This is a genomic window from Streptomyces sp. NBC_01198, from assembly GCF_036010485.1.
In the GTDB taxonomy this organism is placed as follows: Bacteria; Actinomycetota; Actinomycetes; order Streptomycetales; family Streptomycetaceae; genus Actinacidiphila.
In genome coordinates, this window is sequence record NZ_CP108568.1 from 444,511 (window position 1) to 471,067 (window position 26,557).

The 26,557-nt window shown below is 71.9% G+C and carries 19 protein-coding genes; 5 read left to right on the top strand and 14 right to left on the bottom strand.

Annotated features, from left to right (window positions below; translation table 11 throughout):
- Position 1: 1 nt before the first annotated feature.
- From OG702_RS01930 to OG702_RS01980, 11 genes are all read right to left on the bottom strand, one after another.
- Positions 2-916 carry an AAA family ATPase gene (locus tag OG702_RS01930; RefSeq protein WP_327287093.1) on the bottom strand — a complete coding sequence of 305 codons (915 nt, stop codon included), beginning with the start codon at positions 914-916 and terminating at the stop codon, positions 2-4.
- Positions 913-3,087, bottom strand: coding sequence for a hypothetical protein (locus OG702_RS01935; protein ID WP_327287095.1), 2,175 nt, complete (start codon positions 3,085-3,087; stop codon positions 913-915). The genes OG702_RS01930 and OG702_RS01935 overlap by 4 nt, the downstream gene beginning before the upstream one ends.
- Positions 3,084-4,514, bottom strand: coding sequence for an esterase/lipase family protein (locus OG702_RS01940; RefSeq protein ID WP_327287096.1), 1,431 nt, complete (start codon positions 4,512-4,514; stop codon positions 3,084-3,086). The genes OG702_RS01935 and OG702_RS01940 overlap by 4 nt, the downstream gene beginning before the upstream one ends.
- A 247-nt stretch (positions 4,515-4,761) precedes the next feature.
- A complete protein-coding gene (locus tag OG702_RS01945) occupies positions 4,762-5,796 on the bottom strand; it encodes an LLM class flavin-dependent oxidoreductase (RefSeq protein WP_327287097.1) in 1,035 nt (344 codons plus the stop codon).
- Entirely contained in the window at positions 5,793-6,584 is a 792-nt protein-coding gene (locus OG702_RS01950; protein WP_327287098.1) for an alpha/beta fold hydrolase, read from the bottom strand. Before OG702_RS01950 ends, OG702_RS01945 begins: the two co-directional genes overlap by 4 nt.
- Before the next feature lie 139 nt (positions 6,585-6,723).
- Complete coding sequence (locus OG702_RS01955) at positions 6,724-8,499, bottom strand: hydantoinase B/oxoprolinase family protein (protein ID WP_327287099.1); 1,776 nt, start codon at positions 8,497-8,499, stop codon at positions 6,724-6,726.
- Positions 8,500-8,506: 7 nt separating this feature from the next.
- Complete coding sequence (locus tag OG702_RS01960; protein WP_327287100.1) at positions 8,507-10,570, bottom strand: hydantoinase/oxoprolinase family protein; 2,064 nt, start codon at positions 10,568-10,570, stop codon at positions 8,507-8,509.
- Positions 10,571-10,646: 76 nt separating this feature from the next.
- The gene (locus OG702_RS01965; RefSeq protein ID WP_327287101.1) at positions 10,647-10,973 is read right to left on the bottom strand and encodes a hypothetical protein; all 327 of its coding nucleotides are present in this window, start codon (positions 10,971-10,973) and stop codon (positions 10,647-10,649) included.
- On the bottom strand, positions 10,970-11,860 hold the full coding sequence (locus OG702_RS01970) for an ABC transporter permease (RefSeq protein ID WP_327287102.1): 891 nt from the start codon (positions 11,858-11,860) through the stop codon (positions 10,970-10,972). The genes OG702_RS01965 and OG702_RS01970 overlap by 4 nt, the downstream gene beginning before the upstream one ends.
- Positions 11,857-12,693 carry an ABC transporter ATP-binding protein gene (locus OG702_RS01975; RefSeq protein ID WP_327287103.1) on the bottom strand — a complete coding sequence of 279 codons (837 nt, stop codon included), beginning with the start codon at positions 12,691-12,693 and terminating at the stop codon, positions 11,857-11,859. The genes OG702_RS01970 and OG702_RS01975 overlap by 4 nt, the downstream gene beginning before the upstream one ends.
- A 49-nt stretch (positions 12,694-12,742) precedes the next feature.
- Positions 12,743-13,777 (bottom strand): ABC transporter substrate-binding protein, encoded by a 1,035-nt coding sequence (locus tag OG702_RS01980; RefSeq protein WP_327287104.1) that lies wholly within the window; start codon positions 13,775-13,777, stop codon positions 12,743-12,745.
- A gap of 279 nt (positions 13,778-14,056) precedes the next feature.
- Between OG702_RS01980 and OG702_RS01985 the strand changes: the two genes are divergently transcribed.
- Together OG702_RS01985 and OG702_RS01990 are read left to right on the top strand one after the other, a co-directional pair.
- Positions 14,057-14,932, top strand: a complete 876-nt coding sequence (locus OG702_RS01985) for a fumarylacetoacetate hydrolase family protein (protein WP_327287105.1) — start codon at positions 14,057-14,059, stop codon at positions 14,930-14,932.
- A gap of 40 nt (positions 14,933-14,972) precedes the next feature.
- Positions 14,973-16,532 carry an AMP-binding protein gene (locus OG702_RS01990; RefSeq protein ID WP_327287107.1) on the top strand — a complete coding sequence of 520 codons (1,560 nt, stop codon included), beginning with the start codon at positions 14,973-14,975 and terminating at the stop codon, positions 16,530-16,532.
- An 81-nt stretch (positions 16,533-16,613) separates the two neighbouring features.
- Here the strand turns inward: OG702_RS01990 and OG702_RS01995 are convergent, their stop codons facing one another.
- Complete coding sequence (locus tag OG702_RS01995; protein WP_327287108.1) at positions 16,614-17,327, bottom strand: GntR family transcriptional regulator; 714 nt, start codon at positions 17,325-17,327, stop codon at positions 16,614-16,616.
- A gap of 215 nt (positions 17,328-17,542) precedes the next feature.
- The gene (locus tag OG702_RS02000; protein ID WP_327287109.1) at positions 17,543-18,001 is read right to left on the bottom strand and encodes a MarR family winged helix-turn-helix transcriptional regulator; all 459 of its coding nucleotides are present in this window, start codon (positions 17,999-18,001) and stop codon (positions 17,543-17,545) included.
- Positions 18,002-18,116: 115 nt separating this feature from the next.
- Here OG702_RS02000 and OG702_RS02005 point away from each other — a divergent pair, with 115 nt between their 5' ends.
- From OG702_RS02005 to OG702_RS02015, 3 genes are all read left to right on the top strand, one after another.
- The gene (locus tag OG702_RS02005; protein ID WP_327287110.1) at positions 18,117-19,226 is read left to right on the top strand and encodes a substrate-binding domain-containing protein; all 1,110 of its coding nucleotides are present in this window, start codon (positions 18,117-18,119) and stop codon (positions 19,224-19,226) included.
- A 346-nt stretch (positions 19,227-19,572) separates the two neighbouring features.
- Positions 19,573-21,282, top strand: a complete 1,710-nt coding sequence (locus OG702_RS02010) for a purine-cytosine permease family protein (protein WP_327287112.1) — start codon at positions 19,573-19,575, stop codon at positions 21,280-21,282.
- Positions 21,283-21,490: 208 nt separating this feature from the next.
- A complete protein-coding gene (locus OG702_RS02015) occupies positions 21,491-25,495 on the top strand; it encodes an Ig-like domain-containing protein (RefSeq protein ID WP_327287113.1) in 4,005 nt (1,334 codons plus the stop codon).
- Between the two features lie 65 nt (positions 25,496-25,560).
- Here the strand turns inward: OG702_RS02015 and OG702_RS02020 are convergent, their stop codons facing one another.
- Positions 25,561-26,532 carry an aldo/keto reductase gene (locus OG702_RS02020; protein WP_327287114.1) on the bottom strand — a complete coding sequence of 324 codons (972 nt, stop codon included), beginning with the start codon at positions 26,530-26,532 and terminating at the stop codon, positions 25,561-25,563.
- Positions 26,533-26,557: the final 25 nt, after the last annotated feature.

Here is a 26,557-nt window from a genome sequence, read left to right on the forward strand (position 1 = left end):
GTCAGGTGGCGGACAGGTCGCGCAGCAGCAGGTCGACCAGCCGGTCCCGCTGCTCGCCGTCGGGGGCCAGTTCCGTGGTCACCAGGTGGATCGCGTTGAGCAGTTGGTCGGTGGCGAGACTCTCCCGGCGCTTGAGCCGGGTCTCGAAGTCGGCGAGCAACTTGGCCGTCCGGGCGGTCACGTCGGGGCCGAGATGGGCGGTGACGATCTTGACGAGCTGCTTGACGTCAGGGTCGGGCATCTGGAAGCGGACGCACCGGCGCAGGAAGGGCGGCGGGAAGCCGCGTTCGCCGTTGCTGGTCATGACGATGAACGGGAACTCGGTGCACTGCACCTTGCCATCGCGGACCGTGACCGGCGCGCCGCCGTCGTACGGGCGGACCCGCACCTGCCGCCTGGCGTGCCGGGCCAGTTCGGGGATGTCGAAGGTCCCCTTCTCGATGATGTTGAGCAGGTCGCTCGGCAGGTCGATGTCGCTCTTGTCGATCTCGTCGACCAGCAGCATCCTGGGGCGCCTGGAGGGGACCAGCGCGGTGCCCAGCGGGCCGAGTTCCACGAAGCGGCCGATGTCGTCCTGCTCGTTGCGCCGGGTCGCGTCGAGGCGGCCGAGCGCGTCGTAACGGTAGAGCGCGTCCGTGAGGGTGCTGCGTGAGGTCATGTGCCACTGCAGGACCTGGCCGAGGCTCAGTTCGTGCGCGACGGACGCCGCCACCGTGGACTTGCCCGTGCCGGGCGATCCGGTGAGCAGCAGCGGTCTGCGCAGGTACAGCGCCGCGTTGACCGCCTCGATCAGGCCGGGTGGCGGGCGGAAGGTGGCGGCCGTCTCGCGCTGGGCGGCCAGCCGCCACGACGGCGGCTCGGGGAGCTTGTCCGCACGGGCGTCGCCGTCGCCCCGGTAGTACGGCTTCCAGGTCATGAACGTCCTCCCGGTCGTACGCCGTCACCCGGCGCGATTCCCGCCCTGAAACGGCTGGTCTCGCGGCAGAAGGCGAGCCACCCCGCGTCGTCCCACACTGCGCGCACCCCTGCCAGCGGCGGGACCGCGGCCGGTTCGCACCCCCAGGCGGCGCGGTAGGCGGTGGTCAGTCCGCCCGGCAGGTTCACCCACTGGTCCCGCACGTGTTCCTCCACGGTGTCCCAGCCCGCCACGGGTCCGCGCGGCCAGAGCAGGACCGGGAACTGCGCGAGCAGCAGCTCGAACAGGTCGTCGCGGCCTGCGGGTTCGAACCGCAGGCCCAGCGCGCCCGGGTAGTCGTTCCTGCTGAGCCGTTCCTCGAACTGGTCCTGCGCGTCGGCCGTTTCGGGGCTGACCCAGTCCACGGAGCCGTACGCGTCCTCTGCTTGTTCGATCTGCCGCAGCCGGTGGGCGACCACCGGGGCGAACCGCCGCAGGACGCCCGGGGGTTCGATGCGGCCGCCCCAGTGGACGACCACCTCGTGCTGGGCGCCGAGCCGGGTGCCCACGTCGGCGTCCTCGGGCTGCCAGCGCCGCAGCAGCGTACCGGTCGGCAGGGCGAGGTCGACCCGGGACAGCAGCGGCACGGTGGCCGTGGCGTAGGCCCATTCCATGACGTCCGCGAGCTGCTCCTCCACGGTGCCGGTCCCCGGCGGGCCGTCCGCCGCCTGCCGGCTGGCGGTGGACCTGCCCTTCTCGTCCAGCAGCCAGGCGGCCAGGTCCCCGGCGCCGGACCGGTCGTGGGCTCCCGTGCTCCGCAGCTCTATCACCAGGCGGGTGCGCCTGGTCTCCGCGTCGGTACGCAGCCGCTGCCGCAGGCTGTTGGCAGCCGCGATGTCGTAGCCGTCGGTCAGGCACCACCAGTGGAAGCGGTCGTCCGCGGTGTCCACCCCGGAACCGACGGCGAGCCGCAGGACGAAGCCGAGGAGCGACGCACGGGCGTCGGGTTCGGTGACCGGGCGGTAGAGCACGACCGCCGCCAGGTGGTCGGACAGACCCTGAGGCGAGACCCGCGCGGAGTCGGCGACGCAGGCGAGCAGGGCACGCCGCAGTCCCGCGGGGGTCACCGCCTGCGGCATCCAGGCGGTGATGAACTCCTGTGCGCCCAGGGCGAGTACGAGCCCTTCGACGGTGGTGGTCAGCCGGTTCTTCTCCATGCACGCCGTGGCGTCGTCCAGCGCGCCCAGCAGTCGCAGCAGGTCGGGCCGCGACCAGGACGCGGTGGGCGCGAAGCCGGCCAGTGCCGGGATGGCGGGCGCCGCGTCGCCCAGCCCGGAGCCGAGGACGCGGGCGCCGAGCGCGCCGAGCAGGGGCCGCGTGGCGGGTACGGCGGCGAGGTGCCCGGTCACGGGCCCGGGGTGCGCGCCGGTCACGGGGGCTTCGGACCCCCGCCTGGTGTCTTCGAGCGAGCGGCGTGGAGCGGCGGCCGGTGGCGGGTACGGCGGATAGAGGCCGGTGCGCTGGTGGAAGGCGACGTCCACCAGGCCGACGACCTCCTGGCGTCCGATCCTGGCCAGGCCCTCGGCGACAGCCGCGTCGAAGTTCCGCCGGGGTCGCCGGCCGGTCGTGGTCAGGCCGGTGCACTCGACCAGCAGATACCTCCCCTCGGCCACCAGGGCCGCGAGATTGCCGCCCGCCGTGCCGGTCGGAGGTGCCGGGTTGAGCAGCCCGCCGCTCATCACCCGGTGGTCGTGCCCGGCCGGGCGTCCGGCCGGCCACACCTCGTCCAGGTCGCCGTCGAGCCAGACCGCGGCCAGTGCGTGGTCCTCCAGCAGCACCACCAGGGTGCGCAGCTTGTGGTGCAGGCACAGTCCGGCGAAGAGCAGTGTCAGCTCAAGGCAGTTGCCGCCCTCGGCGACGACCCGGTCGGGCGGTCTGATGACCTGCTCGGCCTCGTGGAAGGCCGCGCTGTCGATCTCCGCCGTCTCGTAGCGCAGGCTCTGCCCGGCGAGGTGGTCGTAGAGCAGCCGTGCGGTCGCCCGCCGGTCGGCGTCGCGCACGTCGTGGGTGGATCCGAGACCGGCGCCGAAGCGGTCCGCGATGCGCCGCGGGTCGACGTAGCAGGCGAGGCGGGCGGGCTCGGTCCGCTTCCACTTCTCCCACTGCCCGGGGTAGGGCGGCTGGTGGGTCACCAGACACCGAGGACGTCGGTCACGCTGCGGGCGCCGACCGTCACGGTCACCTCGTAGCTGCCGGCCGGGAGTCCGGTGGCGGTCCAGCGGGCGGCGCCGTCCAGCTCGTCGCGGACGATCCCGGCCGGGGTGCCGGGTCCGGTGAAGGCGATGTCGACCGGCTCGGACCCGGCCCGCACCGGTTCCCCGTCGCACACCACGACCGCGGGCTCGCCGTCGGCGAGGCCGTCCTGCACGCGCAGATCCAGCGCTTGGGGGTCCGCGGCCGGGCTGAAGGGCAGCGAGGGGGGTGGGCTGTCGGGCCCCTGCAGATCGCGCAGGCCGGCACCGAACAGCGCGAGTGCGGCCAGCAACCGGTCAAGCACCGCGGGCGTCGCGTGCATGGAGGAGTGCGTTTCGTTCTCCCAGGCCCAGGTTCCCGACTCCGACAGCTCCACGGGCACCGCCGACAGCAGCGGCACGGTGCCGTCGCCGGTCGCCAGCCAGTCCTGCCCCGGGTCGAGCGCGAGGGGATCCCTCGTGGTGCGCAGCCGCCCGACGCCGTCGATCTCGGCCGCCTGCAGGGTGCGGTGGCCGTATCCGACGACCGGCACGACCGTGAGGGGTGACCCGGCGGCACCGGCGGCGCCCTCGTCCATCGGCCGGTGGAAGTCCTGGTAGGCCGCCGTGGTGCGCTTGAGGTCCAACCGGCCCACCGTGCGGGCGAGTTCGCGCACCCGGAGCAACTGCGGCCTGCCGGACCTGTGGTCGACGACGACCGGGTAACGCGGCAGCAGCTGGTGGACGGAGGTGAATTCCCCCGCCACCTCGGACAGGGCGTCGAAGCCGACGCCGAACTTGCGTACGCCGTTGGCCAGGAAGCCGAGCGCGTCCACCGAGCCGCGGAAGGGGGTGCCGAAGGTGATCAGGGCGCGGCAGTGGTCCCGGCCGCCGAGCACGTCCAGGTAGAACTTCGCCACCAGGCCGCCCATGCTGTGGCAGACCAGCACGGCCCTGGCGCGCTTCCCGTAGGGGAGCGTGGTCTGCCACTTGGGCAGTTCGCGGTCGACGAGCGCCTTCAGGCGGCCCGCGGCCACCCGGTTGTCGCGCCGCCAGTCGTAGGGGAATTCGAAGTAGTTGGCCGGCGGGCCGTCCACCCGGGGATCGCCGCGGACGACGTCGAGTTCACCGGTGATGCGGCGGCGCAGCAGCCGGTACTGGTTCACCTTGGCCAGCCCCGGCAGCGCGACGGGGGTGCCGATCAGACCGGTGGCGACGACACCGTCGTCGTGGTCGGGGTCGTCGAGCGCGGTGTGGTCCCCCGCCAGGTCCTCAAGTCCGCGGCCGCCGCGCCTCAGCGCCCCGCCGAGCGCGAGCGGCGGCTGCCACAGCGGCTCTCCGCCGCGGTGCAGTGTGCTGCCCAGAATTCCCGGTATGACGACGATCATGTCGTCACAGCGCAACCGGCTCCCCACGACGTCCCCCCCTGGTGCATTCCGCCGACGCCCATCATGCCCTGGCCGGTGCGGACTTGTGGCGTTACCGGCGCAATCCGCCGATGCCGCACCGGCTGCCGTCCGGCTCGCAGCCCGTCCCGGGGGGAGCGCCCCGGAGTGAGCCGGTCCGCCGTCGCACCCCCCGTGGTGTGCGACGGCGGACCGGTCCGGCCGGGCGGCGTACCGGCCGCCGGGCCAGCTATCGGTTGTGCCGGGCGAAGGTCGTGGCGAAGGCGTCGAGCTGGTTGACCGGCAGCTGGTAGGAGGACAGGCCCAGCAGGTAGAAGGACTCGATGCCGACCTCCGCGGCGGCGTCGACGCGCTTGCCGATCTGGCCGGGAGTGCCCGCGAGGGTCAGGTTCGACGCGAAGCGCTCGGCGTCGTCGTCGCCGATGTAGCGGTCGGCGATCGCGACGGCGAGGTCCCAGCTCTCGGCGTGGGTGATGTCGGGGTAGACGCCCTCGACCACGTCGGGCACCTCGATGTCGATGCCGACCGCGCGCAGGGCCGCCCCGGCGCCGTTCTGCGCCATGGCCAGGCACATCGGTTTGACCTGGCGGACGGCGTCGGCCTCGTCCTCGGTGACCAGGGTGTGGGCGGCGAGGACGATGTCCAGGTCGGTCAGGGCGCGCCCGGCGCGCTCGGCTCCCGCGCGGACGAAACCGGTGCCGCGTCGGATCAGGTGCGGCGCGGTGCCTGCGGCGAGGATGACGCCGTCGGCGACCTCACCGGCCAGCGCGAGCGCCTTGGGCCCGCTCGCCGCCATGTAGACCGGCACCTCGCGGGTCGCGGGCCGGCGCAGCCGCATCGGCCGCTCGCCGTAGGGTCCCGGCCAGCAGGCCTCCTCGCCGCGCAGCAGCCGGCGCAGCAGCGCGACGTTCTCGCGCATCCGGTGCAGCGGGGTGGGGCGCTTGCCGATGGTCTTCACCGAGCTGTCGCCGGTGCCGAAGGCCACCTTGACCCGGCCGCCGGAGATGTCGTCGATGGAGGCGACGGAGTTGGCGGTGACCGCGATGTGGCGGGTCTCGAAGTTGGTGACGGCGACCCCGATGCCGATGTGCTCGGTGCGGTCGGCGACCAGGGCCGCGGTGGTCCACACGTCGTGCCACAGGAACTGCGAGTCGGGGATCCACACCGTGCCGACGCCTTCGTCCTCGGCGCGCCGGGCGAAGTCGGCGACCTCGCGGACAGGCGCGCACGGCGGCAGGCGCAGGCCGAACGTGGGGGCGCTCATGCGGCGTCCAGGAAGTCGCGGACCACGTCGGTGAACTCCTCGGGCAGGTGGTCGGGCAGCGGCACCATGCCGCCCTTGATCTCCTCGATGCGGATGCCGGGGACCGCGGCCGCCCAGCGGGGCAGGTCGCCGTAGGCGACGTCGCCGGGGGCGCCGACCGCCATGACGGGACAGCGCAGTTGGGGCAGCCGGGTCTCCATGACGTAGCGCGCCACGGCCGCGTGGCCCTCGTGCCGGCGCGGGCCGGCCATCAGGGCGTCGACGATGAAGGCCTCCAGCAGGTCGGGGCGGCCCGGCGGGTAGTACGGCTGCCGTGCGCGCCACAGCTCCAGCAGGTGGTCGCCGTCCTCGTGGGTCTCGGCGTGGTCGACCCGGGGGCGGCTGGTGCGGCCCTCGGCGTCGACCAGCGGGGTGCAGGAGAGCACGATCTTCGCCACCCGGTCGGGGTGGGTGGCGGCCACCTCGACCGCTATCACCCCGCCGGTGTGGTGGCCCACCAGCGCGGCCCGTTCGATGCCCAGGGCGTCGAGCAGCTGGACGACACCCTCCCCGTACGCCTCGACCGACTCCAGCAGGGGTCCGTCGGCCGGCGGCAGGGGCGCGGAGGAGGCACCGTAGCCGAGGGTGTCCATCGCGATCGCCCGATGGGTGCGCCCGAGCAGCGGCAGCACGTGGCGGAACTCCGTCCAAGAGCGCGGCGACTGGTGCAGCATCAGCACCGGCTCGCCCTCGCCCTCCTCCACGTAGTGGATCTGGCCTGCCGGAACATCGGCATACGCGCGGCGCATCTGCGGCCTCCCTGCCAGCGAGCTGCCGGAACCGTCACGGTCACGGCACGAACTGTATTCACTTCCGGAATCGTAGCGTACAGCTTCTCGGCAGCTGTACACACATCTCCGGCGGGTGCACCCGGACGGGGCCCGTGGTTCAGCCTTCCCGCAACCGGGCCGTCGCAGGCTCGTCCAGCCGGAAGTCCTCGCCGTCGGGGACCACCACGACGCCGTAGGAGTCCCTGGCCGCCGCCGGCGAGACATAGCCCGCCCGCACGTCGGCCAGCACCCGCGCGGCGGGGCGCTCGTACGGGTCCCCGTAGCCGCCGCCCCCGCCGAGTTCCACCACATGGCAGTCGCCGGCGGCCAGTTGGGCGCCGACCTTGCCGTTGGGGAAGTCCACCTGCTCGCCGTCGGCCCGCTGGACCGAGATCCGGTTGGCGAGCGCGTCATGGCCGCCCGCCAGGCCCCAGGGCGCACACGAGGTGCGCTCGATCCAGGAGTCCAGCCGGGAGGAGGTGTTCATCCGCACCCGGATCCGGGTGCCGAGGCCGCCGCGGTTGCGGCCGGCGCCGCCGGAGTCCTCGCGCAGCGCGTAGTCCTCGACGGTCACCATCGGGTACTTGGCCTCGACGACCTCGGCCGGTGCGTTGTGGGTGTCGCCGTCGTTGATGCAGATGGTGGCACTCTGTCCGTCGGCGCGCGAGGTGGCGCCCCAGCCGCCGCCCTGCGGTCCGCCGAAGAACTGGAAGAACTGGCCCGTCAGGTCGTCGACACCGTAGCTGTGCGTCATGCCCAGGTCGGCGTAGTGCCCGGCGATGCAGCCGTCCGGCAGCACCTCGGCGAGCGCGCGGAAGACGCAGTCCACCACCGTCATCGGGTAGGTCATCCACCAGCGCATCGCGGCCGGCTTGGTGGCGCTGACCACCGTGCCGGGCGGCAGCACCACCTCCAGCGGGCGCACCGAGCCGGAGTTGATCGGGCGCCGGCCGGGCGAGGTCAGGCAGGTGAAGGCCACCTGCGCCGCCGAACGCCCCGCCGTCGCACCGGAGTTGAAGTAGCCCGCGACCTGCGGGCTCATCTCGCTCAGGTCGATGGTCATGGTGTCGCCCTTGACCACCACCCGGACCCGGATCGGCACCGGGGTGCCGGTGTGCACCCCGTCGTCGTCCATGTACGCCTCGGCCCGGTAGTCGCCGTCGGGGATGTCGCGGACCGACTGCCGCGCCAACTCCTCGCTGTGGTCGAACAGTCCGGTGATCCCGGCCTGTATGGTATCGGCCCCGTAGCGCTCCAGCAGGGTGCGCATCCGGGTCTCGCCGGTGCGGATGGCCGCGACCTGGGCGCGCAGGTCGCCCATCGCCAGGTCGGGGAAGCGGACGTTGGTGGCGATCAGCCGGGTCAGCTCGTCGTCCTGCACGCCTTCCTTGAACAGCTTCACGATCGGGATCTGCAGCCCCTCGGCGAAGATGTCCGTGGTGGTGCCGCCGAGCAGGCCGCCCACGTCGAGCCAGTGCGCCATCGAGGCGGCGAAGGCGACCAGCCGGCCCTCGTGGAAGACCGGCAGCGTGAAGATCATGTGGTTGAGGTGACTGCCCATGATGTAGGCGTCGTTGGTCAGCAGGATGTCGCCCGGCCTGATGCCGTTGGGCCCGTAGAAGGCCAGTTTCGCCTTGATGGCGTCCGACAGGCCGCCGACGAACATCGGCAGCCCCAGGCCGACCGAGATGGTGTCGCCGTTGGCGTCGAACAGGCCGACGGTGAAGTCCTGGGCCTCGTAGATGATGAGGTTGTAGGCGGTCCTCATCAGGTTGGTCTTCATCTCGTCGGTGATCGAGACCAGCGAGGCGCGGATGATCTCCGCGGTGATCGGATCGGTGCCGGGGGCGGCGTCGGGCGTCGCGGCGGCCGCGGGCAGGGCGGGCTTGTCCATGGCGTGCTCACTGTCCGATCGTGAGGAGGAGGTTGCCGAACGCGTCGACCTCGAGGGTGTCGCCCGGCCGCAGCAACGTCGTCGCGGTGGGCTCCTCCACGACGGCGGGGCCGGCGATCGTGTTGCCCGCGAGCAGCGCCGCCCGGGCGTAGACCGCGGAGGCCACGGGGCCCTCCGCGGGGCTGAAGACGATGTCGCGGGCGCCGGTCCTCGCGCCGGCCGGCGGCTCCGCCTGCCCGCGGGCGATCTTGGGCAGGTCCGGCTTGCCGAGGGTGCCGACCGCCGACACCCGCAGGCTGACGATCTGCGCGCGCTCCTGGGGCGCGCTGTGGCCGTAGCGCTGCCCGTGGGTGGTGTCGAAGGCCCGCTTGAGCGCGGCGGGACCCGGCTCGGCCGGGACCTGGACGGTCACGGTGTGCTCCTGGCCGACGTAGCGCATGTCCGCGGCGCGCTGGAACTCCAGGCCCTCGAAGCGGACCGCGCCGTCCCGCAGCGCCTGCGCGCACTCGCGCTCCAGCTCCTGGAAGGAGGTCTCGAGCGATTCCGCGGTGCCGGCCTCGATGTGCTCCTCGGTGCCGAGGGTCCGCACCCCGGTCTGCACGATGTCCCTGCGGACGTCGGCCATCAGCATGCCGAGGGCGGCGAAGACGGCGGGGAAGGGCGGCACGACGACGTTGCGCACCCCGAGTTCGCGGGCCACCAGCGAGATGTGCAGCGGCCCGTTGCCGCCGTAGGCGAACAGCGCGAAGTCCCGCGGGTCCAGGCCTCGTTCCGTGGTGACCGCGCGCACCGAGTTGGCCATCGCGGCGGCGCCGATCGCGATGACGCCGGCCGCGGTGGAGGCCGCGTCCAGGTCCAGCTGGGCGGCCAGCCGGTCGACGGCGTGCCGGGCGGCGTCGCCGTCGAGTTCCAGGCCGCCGGCCAGCCGACCGCCGGCGGCCAGGTGGCCGAGGACGACCGCAGCGTCGGTGATGGTCGCCTGGGTGCCGCCGCGGCCGTACGCGGCAGGTCCCGGGTCGGCGCCCGCGCTGCGCGGGCCGACGTGGATGCCGCGGGCGTCGTCCAGCCAGGCGATGCTGCCGCCCCCGGTGCCCACCTCGACGATGTCCAGGCAGGGGATGCGGATCGGCAGGCCGGTGCGGTAACCGCCGAGGAAGTAGTCGCTGGCGAGCGGGAAGGTCAGATCGCGGATGACGGCGGTCTTGGCGGTGGTGCCGCCCATGTCGAAGGCGATGGCCTCCCGGTGGCCGAGCGCCTCGCACAGCGCGATGGCGCCGACCACCCCGCCGGCCGGTCCGGACTCCAGCATCTGGACGCACTGGGCGGCGGCGGTGGCCACGTCGCACACCCCGCCGTTGGACTGCATGATCGCCAGTGGCGCGGCGGAGCCGCCCGCGGTGAGGCGGTCGTCGAGCCGGCGCAGGTAGTCGCTGACCAGCGGTCCGACGAAGGCGTTCGCGGCGGCGGTCGAGGTCCGCTCGAACTCGCGGTACTCGCGGCTGATCCCGTGCGAGAGGCAGACGTAGGCGCCCGGCAGCTCCTCGCGCAGGATCTCGCCCATCCTGATCTCGTGCGCGGGGTTGCGGTAGGCGTGCAGGAAGGTCACCGCGACCGCCTCGACGCCCTGGGCGGCCAGCCGCCTGGCGACCTTCCTGGCCTGCTCCTCGTCCAGCGGGGTCATCAGCCGGCCGTCGGCGCCGAGCCGTTCGGGCACCTCGTGGATCAACTCGCGGGGTATCAGCGGCTCGTGCTTGGTGAAGGCGAGGTTGAACGCGTCGGGGCGGTTGATCCGGCCGATCTCGTAGACGTCGCGGAAACCGGCCGTGGTGACCAGCGCGGTGCGGGCGCCCTTGCGCTCGATCAGCGAGTTGACCACCACCGTGCTGCCGTGGATGACGAAGGCCAGTTCCTCCAGCGCCGTCCCGGCCGCGGCCAGCCCGTCGAAGACGCCCTGGATCATGTCCTGCGGTGTGCTGAGCGATTTGCCCAGCTGCAGCTGACCGGTCAGATCGTCGTAGGTGACGACGTCGGTGAAGGTGCCTCCGATGTCGACGGCTGCACGCAGTGCCATGGTGTTCGCTCCTCGTTCGTGCGCGATGGTGCGGCGGGGGTGGGTACGGCGAAGTGGCGCCGGCGGCCGGCGGGGGTCAGCGGCAGCGGTGGGCGGTCAGGAAGCCGCGCAGGATCTCGTCCCAGCACTGCCGGGCCCGCAGGTACGCGCCCGCCGGGTCGTCGCCGGCCGGCCCCGCGACGGCGGCGACCACCCGCAGGTCGGTGCCGGCCAGGTGCGGGTCGGGCGGCGGCGGGTCGAGTACGGCGACCCGCCCGCCGTCCGCCAGCGCGGCCAGCGCACCGGCGAAGCGGCCGGCGTCGAGGCCGGCCGCCCGTACCAGTGCCGCCAGCCGCGTGACGGGCAGCGCCTGCCGGGGAGCCGCGGTCAGCTCCGCCAGCAGGACGCCGGTGTCACCGGTCATCCACGGTGACCGGACTGCGGGTGGTGCCGCAGCACCAGCCGCTCGGCGATGTCGATGGCCGCGTAGAACAGCACGCCGATGACGGCCAGCGCGATGACGCAGGCGAACAGCAGCGGCACGTTCTGGTTGCCGCTGGCCGACAGGGTCAGATAGCCCAGGCCGGAACCGCCGACGATGAACTCGCCGACCACCGCGCCGATCACCGCGAAGGTGACCGCGACCTTCAGCCCGGCGAAGATGCTCGGCAGCGCGGTCGGCAGCCGCACCAGCCAGAACAGCCGCATCGGGGAGCCGCCCATGGAGCGGCCGAGCCGCACCAGGTCGGGGTCGATGGACGTCAGGCCCAGCGCGGTGTTGACGATGACCGGGAAGATCGCCACCGACACCGCGATGAAGATGTCGGTCTCCAGGCCGAAGCCGAACCACACGATGAACAGCGGGCCGAGGGCGACCTTGGGCACCGCCTGGATCATCACGATGAGCGGGTACGCGACCCGCTCCACCATCTTGGAGAAGGCGATCGGCACGGCGAGCAGCACACCGGCGCCGACCGCGACGGCGAAGCCGAACAGGATCTCCCGCAGCGTGAACCAGCCGTTGTGGACCAGCGGTTGGTGATACGTGCGGAAGGCCTTGAGCACCTGGGTGGGCGGCGGCAGCAGGTAGTCGGGCGTGCCGCCGATCACGATGGCGATCTCCCAGGCGAGCAGCACCAGCAGCACCGCCACCAGATACCAGACCGCGGTCCACTGCCCGGCCCGGCCGGCCAGCGCCGCCACCCCGCCGCGCAGCCCGGGATCGCCCGCCTGCCGTTCCATCCCGACCGGATCCGCCACGCCCGCCTGGAACTTGTGCCGGGTGGGGGTGCGCTGACCGGTCCCCGTCATGATCGGGCTCCTTCCACTGCCACGGCCGGCCCGTCGTGGGCCAGCAGCTTGCGCAACTGCGCGGCGTAAGCGGTGAACTGCGGCAGTTCGCGCACCTGCGGGCCGCGCGGGTGCGGCAGGTCGATCCGCACGTCGGCGATGACGCGGCCCGGGCGGGCCGACATCACCACGGCACGGTCGCCGAGGAAGACCGCCTCGTCGATGCTGTGCGTGACGAAGACGACCGTCGCGCCCGAGTGGGCGGTGAGCGCGGCGAGTTCGGCGTTCAGGTTCTCCCGCGTGAGGGCGTCGAGGGCGCCGAACGGCTCGTCGAGAAAGAGCAGCGGCGGATCGTGCACCAGGGCCCGGCAGATGGCGACCCGCTGCCGCATACCGCCGGACAGCTCGCGCGGATAGCGCTGCGCCGCGTGCTCCATGCCGACCAGCGCCAGCAGTTCGCGGGCCCGGTCGCGGTACTGGGCGGTGGGCTGCCCGCGCATCCTGAACTGCATCAGGATGTTGTCCTCGCAGGTGTGCCAGTCCAGCAGCAGGTCGCGCTGGAACATCACCCCCGCGTCGACCAGCGGCGCGGTCACCGGCCGCCCGCCGACCACCGCGGCGCCGTCGGTGGCGCTGTCGAGACCCGCCATGATGGCCAGCAGTGTGCTCTTGCCGCATCCGCTGGGTCCCAGGATGCTGACGAACTCGCCGGCCCCGATGCTCAGGTCGATCCCGTCCAGCGCCCGTACGGCCGCGCCCCGGGCCGGGCGGAAGGTCTTGCCGAGACCCTCCACCCGCACCTGCAGGCCGGCGGACGTGGCAGGCGGGCGTTTGGCCGTGCTCTTCCCCGTCATCTTCGCCTCCCCTTCCGATCCGGCCCGTGACCCGGTATCCGGCGCGCTGCTAGCACGTTGCCACACTCAGCGGGTCCTTCCCGGAGAACAGGTCATTCGCGTAGAACCTGCTCCCGTTGGTGGCGCCCGGCAGTCCGGCGTAGGTCTTCATCGCGTTGGCGGTGATCACCCAGTCACGGTTGGCGTTGATGCCGTAGGGCTGTTCGAGCTGTCCGGGCGCGCAGTAGAAGGGCAGCGTCGCCTTCAAGGTGCCCGTCGCCTGGGCCGGGTTGAGCTCCGGGTGCTTGGCCAGCAGCGCGTCGACGGCGGCCTGCGGGTCCTTCTGGGCGGCCTGGTAGCCGCGCAGCACCGCGCGGACGAAGCCGTGGACCTGGCCGGGGTCCGCGGCCAGCTTGCTCCTCTTGACCAGGACGGCGTAGTCGGGCGGGTTGTAACCGGCCTCGGACTGCGGCAGGAAGGACGACGGGCGCTTGGCCATCGTCGGCGCGAGGAACTGCGTGGTGTAGACCGCGTCGACGCCCTTGGACCCCACGTAGGCGGTGCTCAGCGTCGTCGGGTCGGAGACGACCAGGTGCACCGAGGACTTGTCCAGGCCCTCGGCCGCCAGCGCGGCGAAGACGTTGGCCTGGGCGGAGGCGGTGACCAGGATCTTCTTGCCGGACAGCTGCTTGATCGAGGTGATGCCCGAGTCCTTGGGCACGAAGAAGCCGAAACTGCTCAGGCCCAGCGGGGTGGCGACGCTGGTGACCGACTGGCCCTGGCCGACGGCCAGCACCAGGTTGACCGGCGCGGCCATGCCGTAGTCGGAACCGCCGGCGTTCACGTCGGTGATGGTCTGCCCGGAGCCCTTGCTGTCCCGGATGGTGACCTTGAGGCCTTCGTCGGCGAAGTAGCCGAGTTTCTCCGCGTAGTAGATCGGTGCGTCACCACCGGAGGTGACGAACGGGCCGCGGTAGCTGACCGTTGTCAGCTTGCCCCCTTTGCCCGACGAGCCCGAGTCGCTGCCGCAGGCACTGACACCGACGAGCAGGAGACTGCCGACCGTCAGTGCTACGGCGCTGCGCAGGGTGCGTCGTGGGATCACGGCGTCCATCCTTCCTCGATTGCTTCAAGCGGTCGCTTCAAGCCGATTACTGGGGTGATTAAGGTGATTGAAGTGCTTTGGGATGCATTGGGTACTCAAGTTGCGCGACTGGCAACGCACTTCAAGGTGGGTCGCCCGGCGGGCCGTGGATCCCATGGGACAACGGCAGCCCCGTCTTTGTATCCAATGTAATGCGATTAGTATACACTCGGCGGGGAAGAGCGTACAGGAGAGCCGTGTTTCGCGCATTCTTGGCTGACCAACAGGAGGACGGGACCGATGCGACTGACGACGATCCGATGGGAAGGCGGCACCAGAGCGGGCCGGGTGGACGGGGATGACATCCGACTGCTTCCGTACGCCGACGTCGGTGCGCTGCTCGCGTCGGGTCCCGACTGGCGGGCCCGCGCGCTGATGCAGTCGGACGGCGGCCGGGTGTCCTGCGAGGAGGCCGACTACGCACCGCTGGTGCCGCATCCGGAGAAGGTCGTCTGCGTCGGCGTCAACTACCGTGACCACGTGGCGGAGGTGGGCCTGACGCTGCCCGACCACCCCACGCTCTTCGCGAAGTACAGCCGCAGCCTGATCGGCCCCTACGACGACCTGGTGCTGCCGGCGAACTCCGACGCGGTCGACTGGGAGGTCGAACTCGGCGTCGTGATCGGCCAGACGGTCAGGGACGCCGACGAGGAGCAGGCCTGGCAGTCGGTGGCCGGCTACACCATCGTCAACGACGTCTCCATGCGCGACTGGCAGTTGCGCACCTCGCAGTTCCTGCAGGGCAAGACCTTCGAGGCCTCCACCCCGGTGGGCCCCTTCCTGGTCACCCCGGACGAGGTCGGGCACGCCCGCTCGCTCGAGGTGAGCTGCTCGGTGGACGCCACCGTGATGCAGCAGTCGGACACCAGCCAGCTCATCCACTCGGTCGGCAGCCTGATCTCCTACATCAGCTCCTTCATCACCCTGGTGCCCGGCGACCTGATCGCCACCGGCACGCCGGCCGGCATCGGCGGTGCCCGCCGCCCACCGCTGTACCTGTCCGCCGGCCAGACGCTGCGGACCGCCATCGCCGGCCTCGGCGAGCAGGCCAACCGCTGCGTGGCACCGGTCACCGGCACGCCGGGCGCCGTGCACAGCGTGCAGGGCAGCCGGTGACCGGTGCGGCCCGCCGCGCCCGCCCGGGAGGCGGTGGGCGATGCGGGTGATCGAGTTCTTCGACCGGGGGGTGTCGCTCGACCCCGAGGCCGTCGCCTTCATGCGGCACGACGGCACCGAGGCGATGACGTACGCGCAGGCGCAGGAGATCACCCACCGGGTGGCCGCCGCCCTGCACCGCGACCTCGGCGCGGCGGGCGAGGTCCAGGTGGCGGTGCTCAGCCCCAACGACCCGCTGGTGATGCCGTGCGTGCTGGGCATCATGCGGGCCGGCTGCCGCTGGGTCGCGCTCAACGCGACCTCGAACACCGACGAGTTGGCGGCGATGCTCGCGCTGGTCGGCGCGCGCATGCTGGTCTACGCACCCCAGGCGGCCGATGTCGCGGGGCAGTTGGCGGAGCGCCTGCCGGGCCTTGACCACCTGGTGGCGCTGCGGCCCGCGGCGGACGGCCGGCCCTGCCTCGACCAGTGGATGGCGCCCGAGGGCAGCAGGGTCGAGCTGCCGCCGCTGGAACCCGAGGGCGTGGCAGCCTACTTCGGCACCGGCGGCACCACCGGGCGGCCCAAGGCGGTCGGACTGCCGCACCGCGCGCTGGAGACGATGATCCACGCCTTCAACGCGCATCTGCCGGAGCGGCAGCCGGTCAACCTGGTCGCCGCCCCGCTCACCCACGCGGCCGGCGCCGCTGCCTTCCCGGTGCTCAGCCTCGGCGGTACCACGATCATCCACGACGGGGTCTCGCCCGCCGCGATCCTGCGGTCCGTCGAGGAGCACCGGGTGACCCGCCTGCTGCTGCCGCCCACCGCGATCTATGCGCTGCTGGACCACCCCGACGCGGGGACCCGCGACACCTCGAGCCTGCGCTACTTCCTCTACGGTGCCGCGCCGATGTCGGTGGCCAGGCTGGAACAGGCGATCAAGGTCTTCGGCCCGGTGATGGCGCAGTTCTACGGCCAGGTGGAGGCGCCGATGATGTGCGCCTTCTTCTCCCCCGAGGAGCACGCCGAGGCGCTGGCCGACCCGGCGCTGCGCAAGCGGCTCGCCAGCTGCGGGCGGCCCTCCCTTGCCGCCAACGTCGCGATCATGGACGACGAGGGCAGGCTCTGCGGCAGCGGCACGCACGGCGAGATCGTGGTGCGCACCTCGCTGCGGATGACGGGCTACCACGACGACCCCGAGCAGACCGCCGCGGTGCGCCGCCCCGGGGGCTGGCACGCCACCGGTGACATCGGCTACGTCGACGGGGACGGATTCGTCTACCTGGTCGACCGCAAGCGCGATGTCATCATCTCCGGCGGCTTCAACGTCTTCCCCAGCGAGGTCGAGCAGGTGCTCTGGTCGCATCCGGCGGTCGGCGACTGCGCGGTGATCGGGCTGCCCGACGACAAGTGGGGCGAGCGGGTGACCGCGGTGGTGGAGCTCAAGGCCGGCGCGCAGGCCGGCGCCGAGGAGGTCATCGCGCTGTGCCGGGAACGGCTCGGCAGTGTCAAGGCGCCCAAGCAGGTCGTCTTCCGGCGCCTCCCGCGCTCCGAGGCGGGCAAGGTGCTCAAGAAGACCCTGCGCGACGAATACTGGGCCGGGCACGACCGGCGGATCTGACCCGCCCTTCGTGACCCCGCCCATGGGGGTGCCACCGGACCTCCGGGTCCGGCGGCACCCCCCTCTTCCGTTACGGCGAGGCTAACCGCGGCCGGCCGAGCGCCCCGCCTTGGCCATGACCACCGCGGCGGGCAGGGCGAAGGGCGCGTGGCGCTGCGAGGTCATCAGGCTCATCGCGGTGCCCGCCAGGTGGTCGACCATCAGGTCCCTGGCCCGCTCGGCGTCCCGGGCCGCGCAGGCGTCCAGGATGGCGCGGTGCTCGGCGACCTTCACGGCGAAGACCTCGGGGTCGAGCAGCCGCAGGAAGGCCCGCTGGTAGCGCTCGGCGTGGTCGAACTGCCGGCGCAGCTCGTCGTTCAGCCGGGCGCCCGCACCGATCCGCAGGCCCGCGTGGAAGCGGCCGTGGGCGTCCGCGTCGGCCCGCGAGGTGGTCAGTTCGAGGTCGTGCTCCAGCCGTTCGAAGTCCTCGCCGCGCAGTATCGGCACGGTCAGCCAGATCGCCAGGCCCTCCCCCAGCACCCGCATCGAGTACAGGTCGTCGAGGTCGCTCATGCTCAGGGTGCTGATCCGGACCGAGCGGTGCGGCCCGCTGCTGACGACCAGACCCTCGCTGACCAGCTGCCGCAGCGCCTCACGCAGGGGGGTACGGGAGACCCTGAGCCGGTCGGCCAGCTCCAACTGGCTGATCTCGGCCCCGGGTTCCAGTTCGCCCATCAGGATCAGGCGGCGCAGCTCGTTGTAGACGCTCTGCTCGCTGCCGTCCGACCGGACGGTCGTCTTCGCGGATCCCGCCACCGACGCCACCGCCTCTCTCTTGTCGTGGGGTCGCACTCGCCGTAAACGCCATCGAAACGGACGGTCCGACCCTGTCATTGTGCACAATTTTCTGGGAATTGGCCACAACACCGCCCGTCAGGCGTGCTGCGGAGACGCCCCGGCTGCGCGGGTGGCGTCCTGGATTCGTCCGTGTACGTCCCGGCCGCCATCGCGGCGGCCGGGCGGAAGGGCGGTCAGCCCGGTAAGTGGGCGCGCGGGCCGTCGCCGACGATCTCGGCGAGCAGCGCGAGCGCGGCGGCGAGATCGCCGCGGTCGCCGAGCGCGGCGAGCACCCGGGCGTGGTCCTCGGCCACCCGGTGGGCGGCGCGCTGGTGCAGGATGCGGCCGCGGGCGGCCAGGTGCAGCAGCACCCGTCGCCGGTCACCGGGGTCGGCCCTGCGGTAGACGAGGTTGTCGGCGACCATCCGGTCCACCAGCTTGGTCAGGCTCGGCGCCGGCATCAGCGCGTGGTCGGCGATCTCCGTCATGGACCGGCCGCAGCCGTCCGCCACCGCGCTCAGCACCCGCCACTGCTCGACCGAGCAGTCCTCCGCCGCGAGCAGCACCGACAGCCGCGCCACCATGAGGCGTTCGGCGCGGCTGAGGACGAGCGCGAGGTCCCGTCCGGGCTGCCGTGGCGGATCCGATGGCATGTTTGCCGGTGTCCTTTCCCAGGTCTACTGTTCGGCCACATTAGGAGGTCTCTGCGAGGGCGCCGGGACCGGGTCGGCCTTCCTCGTACCCGAACGCCCCTCCGGAGGTGGCCGCATGCTGCCGGAACCGCAGGACGCCCCCGCGCGGCGGCCCCGTGGCGGGCCCGCCGCGCGTACCGATCCACCACTGACCGTGGCCCTGGTCGTCCCGCTGCACGGCCCCGGCGGCATCCTCGGCCCGTCCTGCGAACTGGCCGCGCAGCTCGCCGCGGAGGAGCTGAACGCGGCCGACGGGGTGGCGGGGCGGCCGGTCCGGCTCTTCCCGGTGGACGGCGCCGGGCCGCCGCAGCAGGTGGCCGCGGAGGTCGAGGCGCTGGTCCGGCTCGGCGCAGTGGACGCGGTGGTGGGCTGGCACATCTCGGCGGTGCGCCGGGCGCTGGCACCCCGGATCGCGCACCTGGTGCCGTATGTCTACACCGCGCAGTACGAGGGTGGCGAGCGCACGCCGGGGGTGTTCCTCACCGGGGAGACCGACCGGCGCCAACTGCGGCCCGCGATGCGGCTGCTGGCCGAGGCGACCGGTGTACGCCGCTGGTTCACGGTCGGCAACGACTACGTGTGGCCGCGGGTCACCGCGGCCGCCGCCCGCCGGCACGCCAGGGCCTGCGGCGGGCGGACGGTCGGCGAGGAGCTGCTGCCGCTGGGCAGCGCCGACTTCGGCCCCGTGCTGCGGCGGATCGAGCGGACCGAGGCGGACGCGGTGCTGATGCTGCTGGTCGGCGCGGACGCGGTCCGCTTCAACCGGGCCTTCGCCGCGTACGGGCTGCCGGCCCGCTGCCAGCGGCTGAGCACGCACATGGACGAGAACATGCTGCTGGCCAGCGGCGCCGACGGCACCGCGGGACTGTGGGCGGCTGCAGGCTACTTCGAGACGCTGGCCACCGCGGAGAGCCTGGACTTCAACCGCCGCTTCGCCCGACGCTTCGGGGTGGACGCGCCCGTGGTGGGCAGCCTCGGCGAGTCCTGCTTCGAGGGTCTGCGGCTGCTCGGGGCGCTGGCCGAGCGGGCCGGGTCCGCCGACGTGCGCGCCATGCACGCGGTACGCGACTCGGTCGGCTACGAGGGCCCGCGCGGCGCGCTGCGGCTGCGCGGCAGCCATCTCGACCAGCGGGTGTACCTGGCCAGGGCCGACACCTTCGACTTCGCGGTCGTCGCGCAACTGTGAGCCCCTCTCCGGGCATTGACAGTATCTTCCCCAGGAAATACTTTCTAGGGGAAGCATCTGTCGCCGGGCAGCGCCGCCCTCCGCGCCGTTCGCGCCCCGGCCGCACGCCGAGCGTATTCCGGATGTGCCGCGCATTTGCGCCGAGCGGATAGCAGCAGCGGATCAGCGCCTTATCCACGGCCGCCTTCTCCTTTTGATCTACGCGCGTCACCCATTTCCTGGCGACGCGTCACGTATTTAAAGCGCCGGACATCACCGAGAAACACACCAGCGGGACTCTTCCAACGCCGCCATGGACATGTCCTTGGCGGTGGATCGCACCTCGCGGACGGAAAAGGGAGTTCTCGTGACGGACACGGTCGACACACCGGCGCCTCCCGGCGGCGCCACCGGTACGACGACCCGCCGGTACAACGGCTGGACGAAGAACACCACGCTGGAGGACTACTCGCTGCGTTACGCGCCCAAGTCCTTCCGCCGCTGGACCCCCTATGTGGTGGCCACCACCGCGCTCGGCGGCATCGCCTACCTCGCCGACTTCGCCATCGGCGGCTCCATCGCGATCTCGCACGGATTCGGCAGCGCACTGATCGCGATCCTGGCCGCCGCGGTCACCATCTTCCTCACCGGAATTCCCATCTCGTACTACTCGGCGAAATACTCCATCGACATGGACCTGTTGACCAGGGGCGCCGGATTCGGCTATCTCGGCTCCACCCTCACGTCCATCATCTATGCCAGCTTCACCTTCATCTTCTTCGCCCTCGAAGGCTCGATCATGGCCCAGGCGCTCGATCTGGGCCTGCACATCCCGCTGGCGGTGGGCTACCTGATCTGCGCGCTGATCATCCTGCCGCTGGTCTTCTACGGGATGACCGCGCTGTCCACGATGCAGGTGTGGACCCAGCCGGTGTGGCTGGTGCTGATGGTGGCGCCTTTCGTGTCGATCGCGATCCAGGACCCGCACGCCTTCTCGCGGTTCACGCACTTCGCGGGCAACTCCCCCACCGGTTCCTCGGTCAGCCTGCTCGGGGTGGGCGCCGGCGCGGGCGTCGCGCTGTCGCTGATCGCGCAGATCGGCGAGCAGGTGGACTACCTGCGCTTCATGCCGGACAAGACGCCGGCGAACGCCCGGCGCTGGTGGAGCGCGGTGCTCGCGGCCGGCCCCGGCTGGGTGGTGCTGGGCGCGGCCAAGCAGTTGGGCGGCGCCTTCCTGGCCTTCTACATCGCCGGGCACATCGGCCTGGCCAAGGCCAACGAGCCGATCCAGCAGTACGTCTCGGGTATCCACACCTTCGCCGCGCCGGTCGCGCTGGGCCTGGCGACCTTCTTCGTGATCCTCTCGCAGATCAAGATCAACACCACCAACGCCTACTCCGGCTCGCTGTCCTGGTCGAACTTCTTCTCCCGGCTGACCCACCGCCACCCCGGCCGGGTCGTCTACATCTTCCTCAACGTCGGCATCGCGCTGGCCCTGATGGAAGGCGGCGTCTTCGGCTTCCTCAACACCGTGCTCGGCTTCTACTCCAACGTGGCCATCGCCTGGATCGGCGCGGTCGTGGCGGACCTGGTGATCAACAAGCCGCTGGGCCTCAGCCCGTCCTACATCGAGTTCAAGCGCGCGCACCTGTACAACTTCAACCCGGTGGGCTTCGGTTCGATGCTGGTGGCCTCGGCGGTGTCCATCGCCGCGTACTTCCACGCCTTCGGCGCGTACGGCAAGGCGTTCTCGCCGTTCATCGCGCTGGTCGTGGCGATGGTGCTCTCGCCGCTGCTCGCGGTGGCCACCAAGGGCCGCTACTACATCGCGCGCACCGACGACCTGGCGGAGCCGCTGTTCCAGGAGGACGGCCTGCTGTCGGCGGCGACCATGACGTGCACGATCTGCGCCGAGGACTTCGAGCGGCCCGACATCGCCGGCTGCTCCTTCCACAGCGGTGTGATCTGCTCGCTGTGCTGCAGCCTGGACAAGGACTGCCACGACTCCTGCAAGCCCGCCGCGGGCGGGGCGTCCGGCCCGGTCGACCTCGGGATGCCGACGGCCTCGGCCGGGTGACGCCGGACGACGGTGACGGCCAGGTGCCGGTCCGCGGGCTGCCCGCGGACCGGCACTTTCGTGCGTCCGGGGTCTTTACGGCATCGCCATCGATGGTCTAGAACGACAGTCATCCGATGTTACGTGAGCCCCACACCTGATTTCCGCCCGTCGTAGCGAAGTCATGCAGGGAAGCAGACGCATTCATCGGAGAACTGAGTCAACACCGTTGGCTGATGGCCGCATCGCCCTGGAGGGCATCGTGCAGAACTTCCCCCGCCGTCGCCGGCGGGTTCCGTACAGACGGATCGTCGCGCTCTGTTCGGCGGCGCTCACCGCCCTCGCGGGCGCCGCCGTGGCCGACGCGGACACCGCCGCCGCTGCCGCGGGACCCACCACCGCCTGGCACCGCGGAGACTTCGCGCTCGACCCGGCGGGCGTCGCCGGCCGCTCCGACATCGTGCTCGGTGCACCGAACTCCGACCCCACCGCGTCCATGCCGCTCGGCAACGGCTCGCTGGGCGTGGCGGCGTGGGCCGCCGGCGGCTTCACCGCCCAGCTCAACCGGTCCGACACCATGCCGGACCGCAAGTCGCCCGGCAAGCTGAACATCCCCGGGCTGTCGGTCATCTCGCACGCCGCGGACTTCCACGGGCAGCTGGACCTCACCGACGGGGTGCTGCGCGAGTCCGGCGGCGGGATGTCGATGAAGGCCTGGGTCGCCACCGGCAAGGACGAGCTGGTCGTGGACGTCTCGGGCGCGGACCCGAGCGTCGCGCAGACGGCCACCATCGACCTGTGGTCGCCCCGCAAGCCCACCGCCGCCGTGTCCGGCACCGTCGGGACCCTCGCCGAGACGTGGGTGGACGGCGCCCCGCCGATCGGCACCGGGAAGACCTTCGGCTCGCTCGCCGCCATCACCGCGGGCGGCCGCCGGGTCGCCACCACCGTCACCGGCCCCACGCAGGTCACGACCAGTTTCACCCCGCACGCCGACGGCACCTTCCGGGTCGTCGTCGCCTCCCCCGGCTGGACCGGCGGCAACGCCGCCAGGACCGCGGCCAAGGTGATCGGACATGACGCGACCGCGTCCGCGCGGAAGCTGCTGTCCGCGCAGGACCGCTGGTGGGACGCATTCTGGACGCATTCAGGACTGATCGCGATGAGCTCGGCGGACGGCAGCGCCGAATACATCGAGAATCTGCGCACGCTGTACCTCTACGAGGAGGCGGCGTCGATGAGGAAGGGCATCTACCCTGGCAGCCAGGCCGGCGAGGCCGACATGTTCTCCTGGAACGAGGACGTCCAGACCTGGACGCCCTCGGCGTACTGGCTGTGGAACCTGCGCACCCAGATCGCGGCGAACATGAGCTCGGGCAACTACCAGCTCAACACACCGGTCTTCGACATGTACGCCGACGACCTGCCCGCCATCGAGGCGTGGACCGAGCAGCAGATGGGCGGCCGTCCCGGCGCGTGCGTGCCGGAGACCATGCGCTTCAACGGCAACGGCATCTCCCCCGGCGCCGGCGAGAACGGCTCGTGCAGCGAGCCCGGCAGCCCCAACTGGAACGCGCTGGACATCTCCTCGGGACCGGAGATCGCCCTCTACATGTGGGAGCAGTACCAGGGCACCGGCGACAAGGCGGCGCTGAAGCGGTACTGGCCGTTCATCAAGTCGGTCACCGAGTTCCAGCTCGCCTACCAGACCCCCGGCGCCGACGGGCTGCTGCACGCCGACGCCAACGCCCACGAGACGCAGTGGGCGGTGCAGGACCCGACCACCGACATCGCGCTCGACCAGGCGGTCTTCCCCCTGATCGGCGAGATCGCGCAGGTGCTCGGCACCGACCGCGGCGCCGACCGGTCGCTGGTGTCCCGGGTCGCCGCCGCCCAGCGGCAGATCCCGCCCTACCCGCGGACCGACCAGGCCACCCGCAGCCAGCTGCTCAACCCCGGTTACACCGCGGCCGAGACCGCCGCGGCGGACGCCACCGGCACCGACATGCTGGCGATCTCCTACCAGCCGGCGGCCGAGCGCAGGAACGGCGAGAACATCGAACTGGAGCCGCTGTGGCCCTGGAACACCGTCAGTGACCAGGACAAGGACCTTTTCCCGCTGGAGCAGCGCAGCTTCACCCACCGGCCCAACAAGGGCGGCAACGACTGGTCGATGGACGCCATCGACGCGGCCAGGCTGCAGAACCCCGCCGAGGTGCGCAGCAACCTGATCTCGCTCACCGAGGGACACCAGGTCTACCCCAACGGCTTTGCGGACCTGGGCAGTTCGGTCGGCTTCCAGCCCTACATCGAGCAGGAGTCCGGCGTCGCCACCGCGGTCGGCGAGGCGCTGGCGCAGGACTACGACGGCATCCTGCGCTTCGCACCTGCCTGGCCCACCGAGTGGGAGGGCGCCGGCAGCGTCTACATCCAGGGCAAGAGCAAGGTCGACGTGCAGGTGCAGGGCGGCAAGCTGGTCACCGCCGCGATCGAGGCGGGCAGTTCGGGCACCCTGCGGGTGAAGAACCCGTGGCCCGGGCAGCGCACCGAGGTCGTGGACGGCAAGAACGGCCACGTGGTGGTGAAGGCCGGCACCGCGGACCTCCTCGACGTCCCCGTCAGGTCCGGCAGGACCTATCTGGTGCAGCAGGCGGACGCCCCCACCACCGCCCTGCCGTTCGCGAAGGTCACCAGCACCCCGCCGACCGCGGCCCGGCACCTGGGCGGCGTGCAGCTCGGCCTCGACGCGGCGGCGCGGTCCGGCAGTTCGACGGTCGGCACCGTGCTCGGCGGCACCAACCGGGACTACGGCCTGCGCCAGACCGAGGACGCCGGTTCCGCCACCACCGCCGCCGAGGTGGCGGGGCTCACCGCCAGGACAGCGGACGGCGACCTGTCCTTCGACATCGGCGACGACGTGGCCGCGACCGGGGCCTACGACGCCGAGGTCACCGTGTCGTACTACGACTCCGGCACCGGCTCGGTGGCCGTGCAGTACGACGCGGGGCCCAAGGACCGCTACCACCAGGCCGGCAGCATCCAGCTGACCGGCACCGACACCTGGAAGACCGCCCACGTCACCGCCAGCGGCGGCTACTTCGGCGGGCTGCAGCACAACGGCGCGGACCTGCGGCTGCATCCGGCACCGGGCCCCCTGACCGTGCACAGCGTCGGCGTCACGGTCACCGGCGCCTGGGTGCCCGACCGGCACGCCTTCCCGCCCGCGCCGGTGATCACCACTCCGCGCACCGGCGCCACGGTCAAGCTGACCTCGGCGGTGTCCGGCACGGCGATCCCGGACGGCACGGTGACCGTACGCGAGGCGTCCGGGGTGCTGTGCACCGCCACCGCGGACGACAGCGGCGCCTGGAGCTGCGCTCCCGACGGCGGCTTCACACCGGGGCGGCAGACCGCCACCGCGACGGCCACCGACCCGACCGGCCTGGTCGGCGACGCCTCGGCGGGTGTCGCCTTCGACGCCTCGGACCTGCCGCCCGGCACCGCCGTGGTCGGCTCGGTCGTCGGAGCCACCGACCACGCGTACGGCATGGCCGAGGACGAGCGTCCCTCGGGCGGCTTCGACGGCCCCACGACCGCCTCGGTGATCGACGGCCGCTCGGCGCGTACCAGCACCCAGGGCAACATCTACTTCGACGTCGACGACTCGATCGCACACGCGGGCTACTACACGGCGGTCTTCACCGTCTCCTACTACGACCAGGGCACCGGCTCGTTCTCGGTGCAGTACGACAACGGATCGTCCGACCCGTACAAGTCGACCGCCGGGATCGCGCTCACCGGCAGCGACACCTGGAAGACCGCGACGGTGACCGCCACCGACGCCTACCTCGGCGGGCAGCAGCACTCGGCGGCCGACTTCCGGCTGCGCAACGGCGGCGGGCAGGTGACCGTGCACAGCGTGGCGGTGAAGATCAGCGGTGACGGCGTGCCCGATGTCACCGACTTCGCACCGCCGGTGGCGATCACCTCTCCGGCCGCGGGCGACACCGTCGGAACCGCCCCCGCCGTCTCGGGGTCCGCGGAACCCGGCGCGAAGGTCACGGTGACGTCCGACGACGCACCGCTGTGCACGGCCGAGGTCTCCGACAGCGGCAGCTGGACCTGCACCGGGTCCGGCACGCTCGCCGCCGGGCCGCACACGGTCAAGGCCACGGCCGAGGACCCGACCGGCACCCCGGCGCGGCCCGCGAGTGTGGCGGTGACCACGGTGTAACGGCAGGTCAGACAGGAGCGGCCCGGCCGAACGGCCGGGCCGCTCCCGCGCGTTGCGCGTGCTGCCTACACGAAGCCGGCGATGTCGCGCGGGGTGTAGGGCTCCTCAAGGCGCTTGCACTCCTCGTCGCTCAGCCGCAGGTCGACCGAGGCGATCGCGTCGTCCAGATGGTGCGGCTTGGTCGCGCCGACGATCGGCGCGGTCACCCCGGGCTGCCGCAGCAGCCAGGCCAGCGCGACCTGGGCGCGGGTGACCCCGCGCTCGTCTGCGATCCCCGCCACGGCGTCCACGATGTGCCGGTCGGTGTCCTGGTAGAGGTTCTTGCCGAACTCGTCGGTCTCGCTGCGCGCGCTGCTGGTGTCCCAGGCGCGGGTGAGCCGCCCCCTGGCCAGCGGGCTCCACGGGATGACCCCGACGCCCTGGTCGGCGCACAGCGGCAGCATCTCCCGCTCCTCCTCGCGGTAGAGCAGGTTGTAGTGGTCCTGCATGCTGACGAACCGGGTCCAGCCGTGCCGCTCGGCGACGTACTGCGCCTTGGAGAACTGCCAGGCGTACATCGAACTCGCCCCGATGTAGCGGGCCTTGCCGGCCTTCACCACGTCGTGCAGGGCCTCCATGGTCTCCTCTATCGGAGTCACCCGGTCCCAGCGGTGTATCTGGTAGAGGTCGACGTAGTCGGTGCCGAGCCGGCGCAGGCTGTGGTCGATCTCGGTCATGATCGCCTTGCGGGACAGGCCGCCGCCGTTGGCACCCGGCCGCATCCGGCCGTGCACCTTGGTGGCCAGCACGATCTCGTCACGGCGGGCGAAGTCGGCCAGCGCGCGGCCGACGATCTCCTCGCTGGTGCCGTCGGAGTAGACGTTCGCGGTGTCGAAGAAGTTGATCCCGGCCTCGACGGCCTGACGTATGAAGGGCCGGCTCGCCTCCTCGTCCAGGGTCCAGCTGTGGGTGCCGCGGTCGGCCACGCCGTAGCTCATGCAGCCCAGACAGATACGGGAGACGTCGAGGCCGGTCGTGCCGAGCTTGAGATAGTCCATGGTCGAACAGACTACGTCGCCCTAC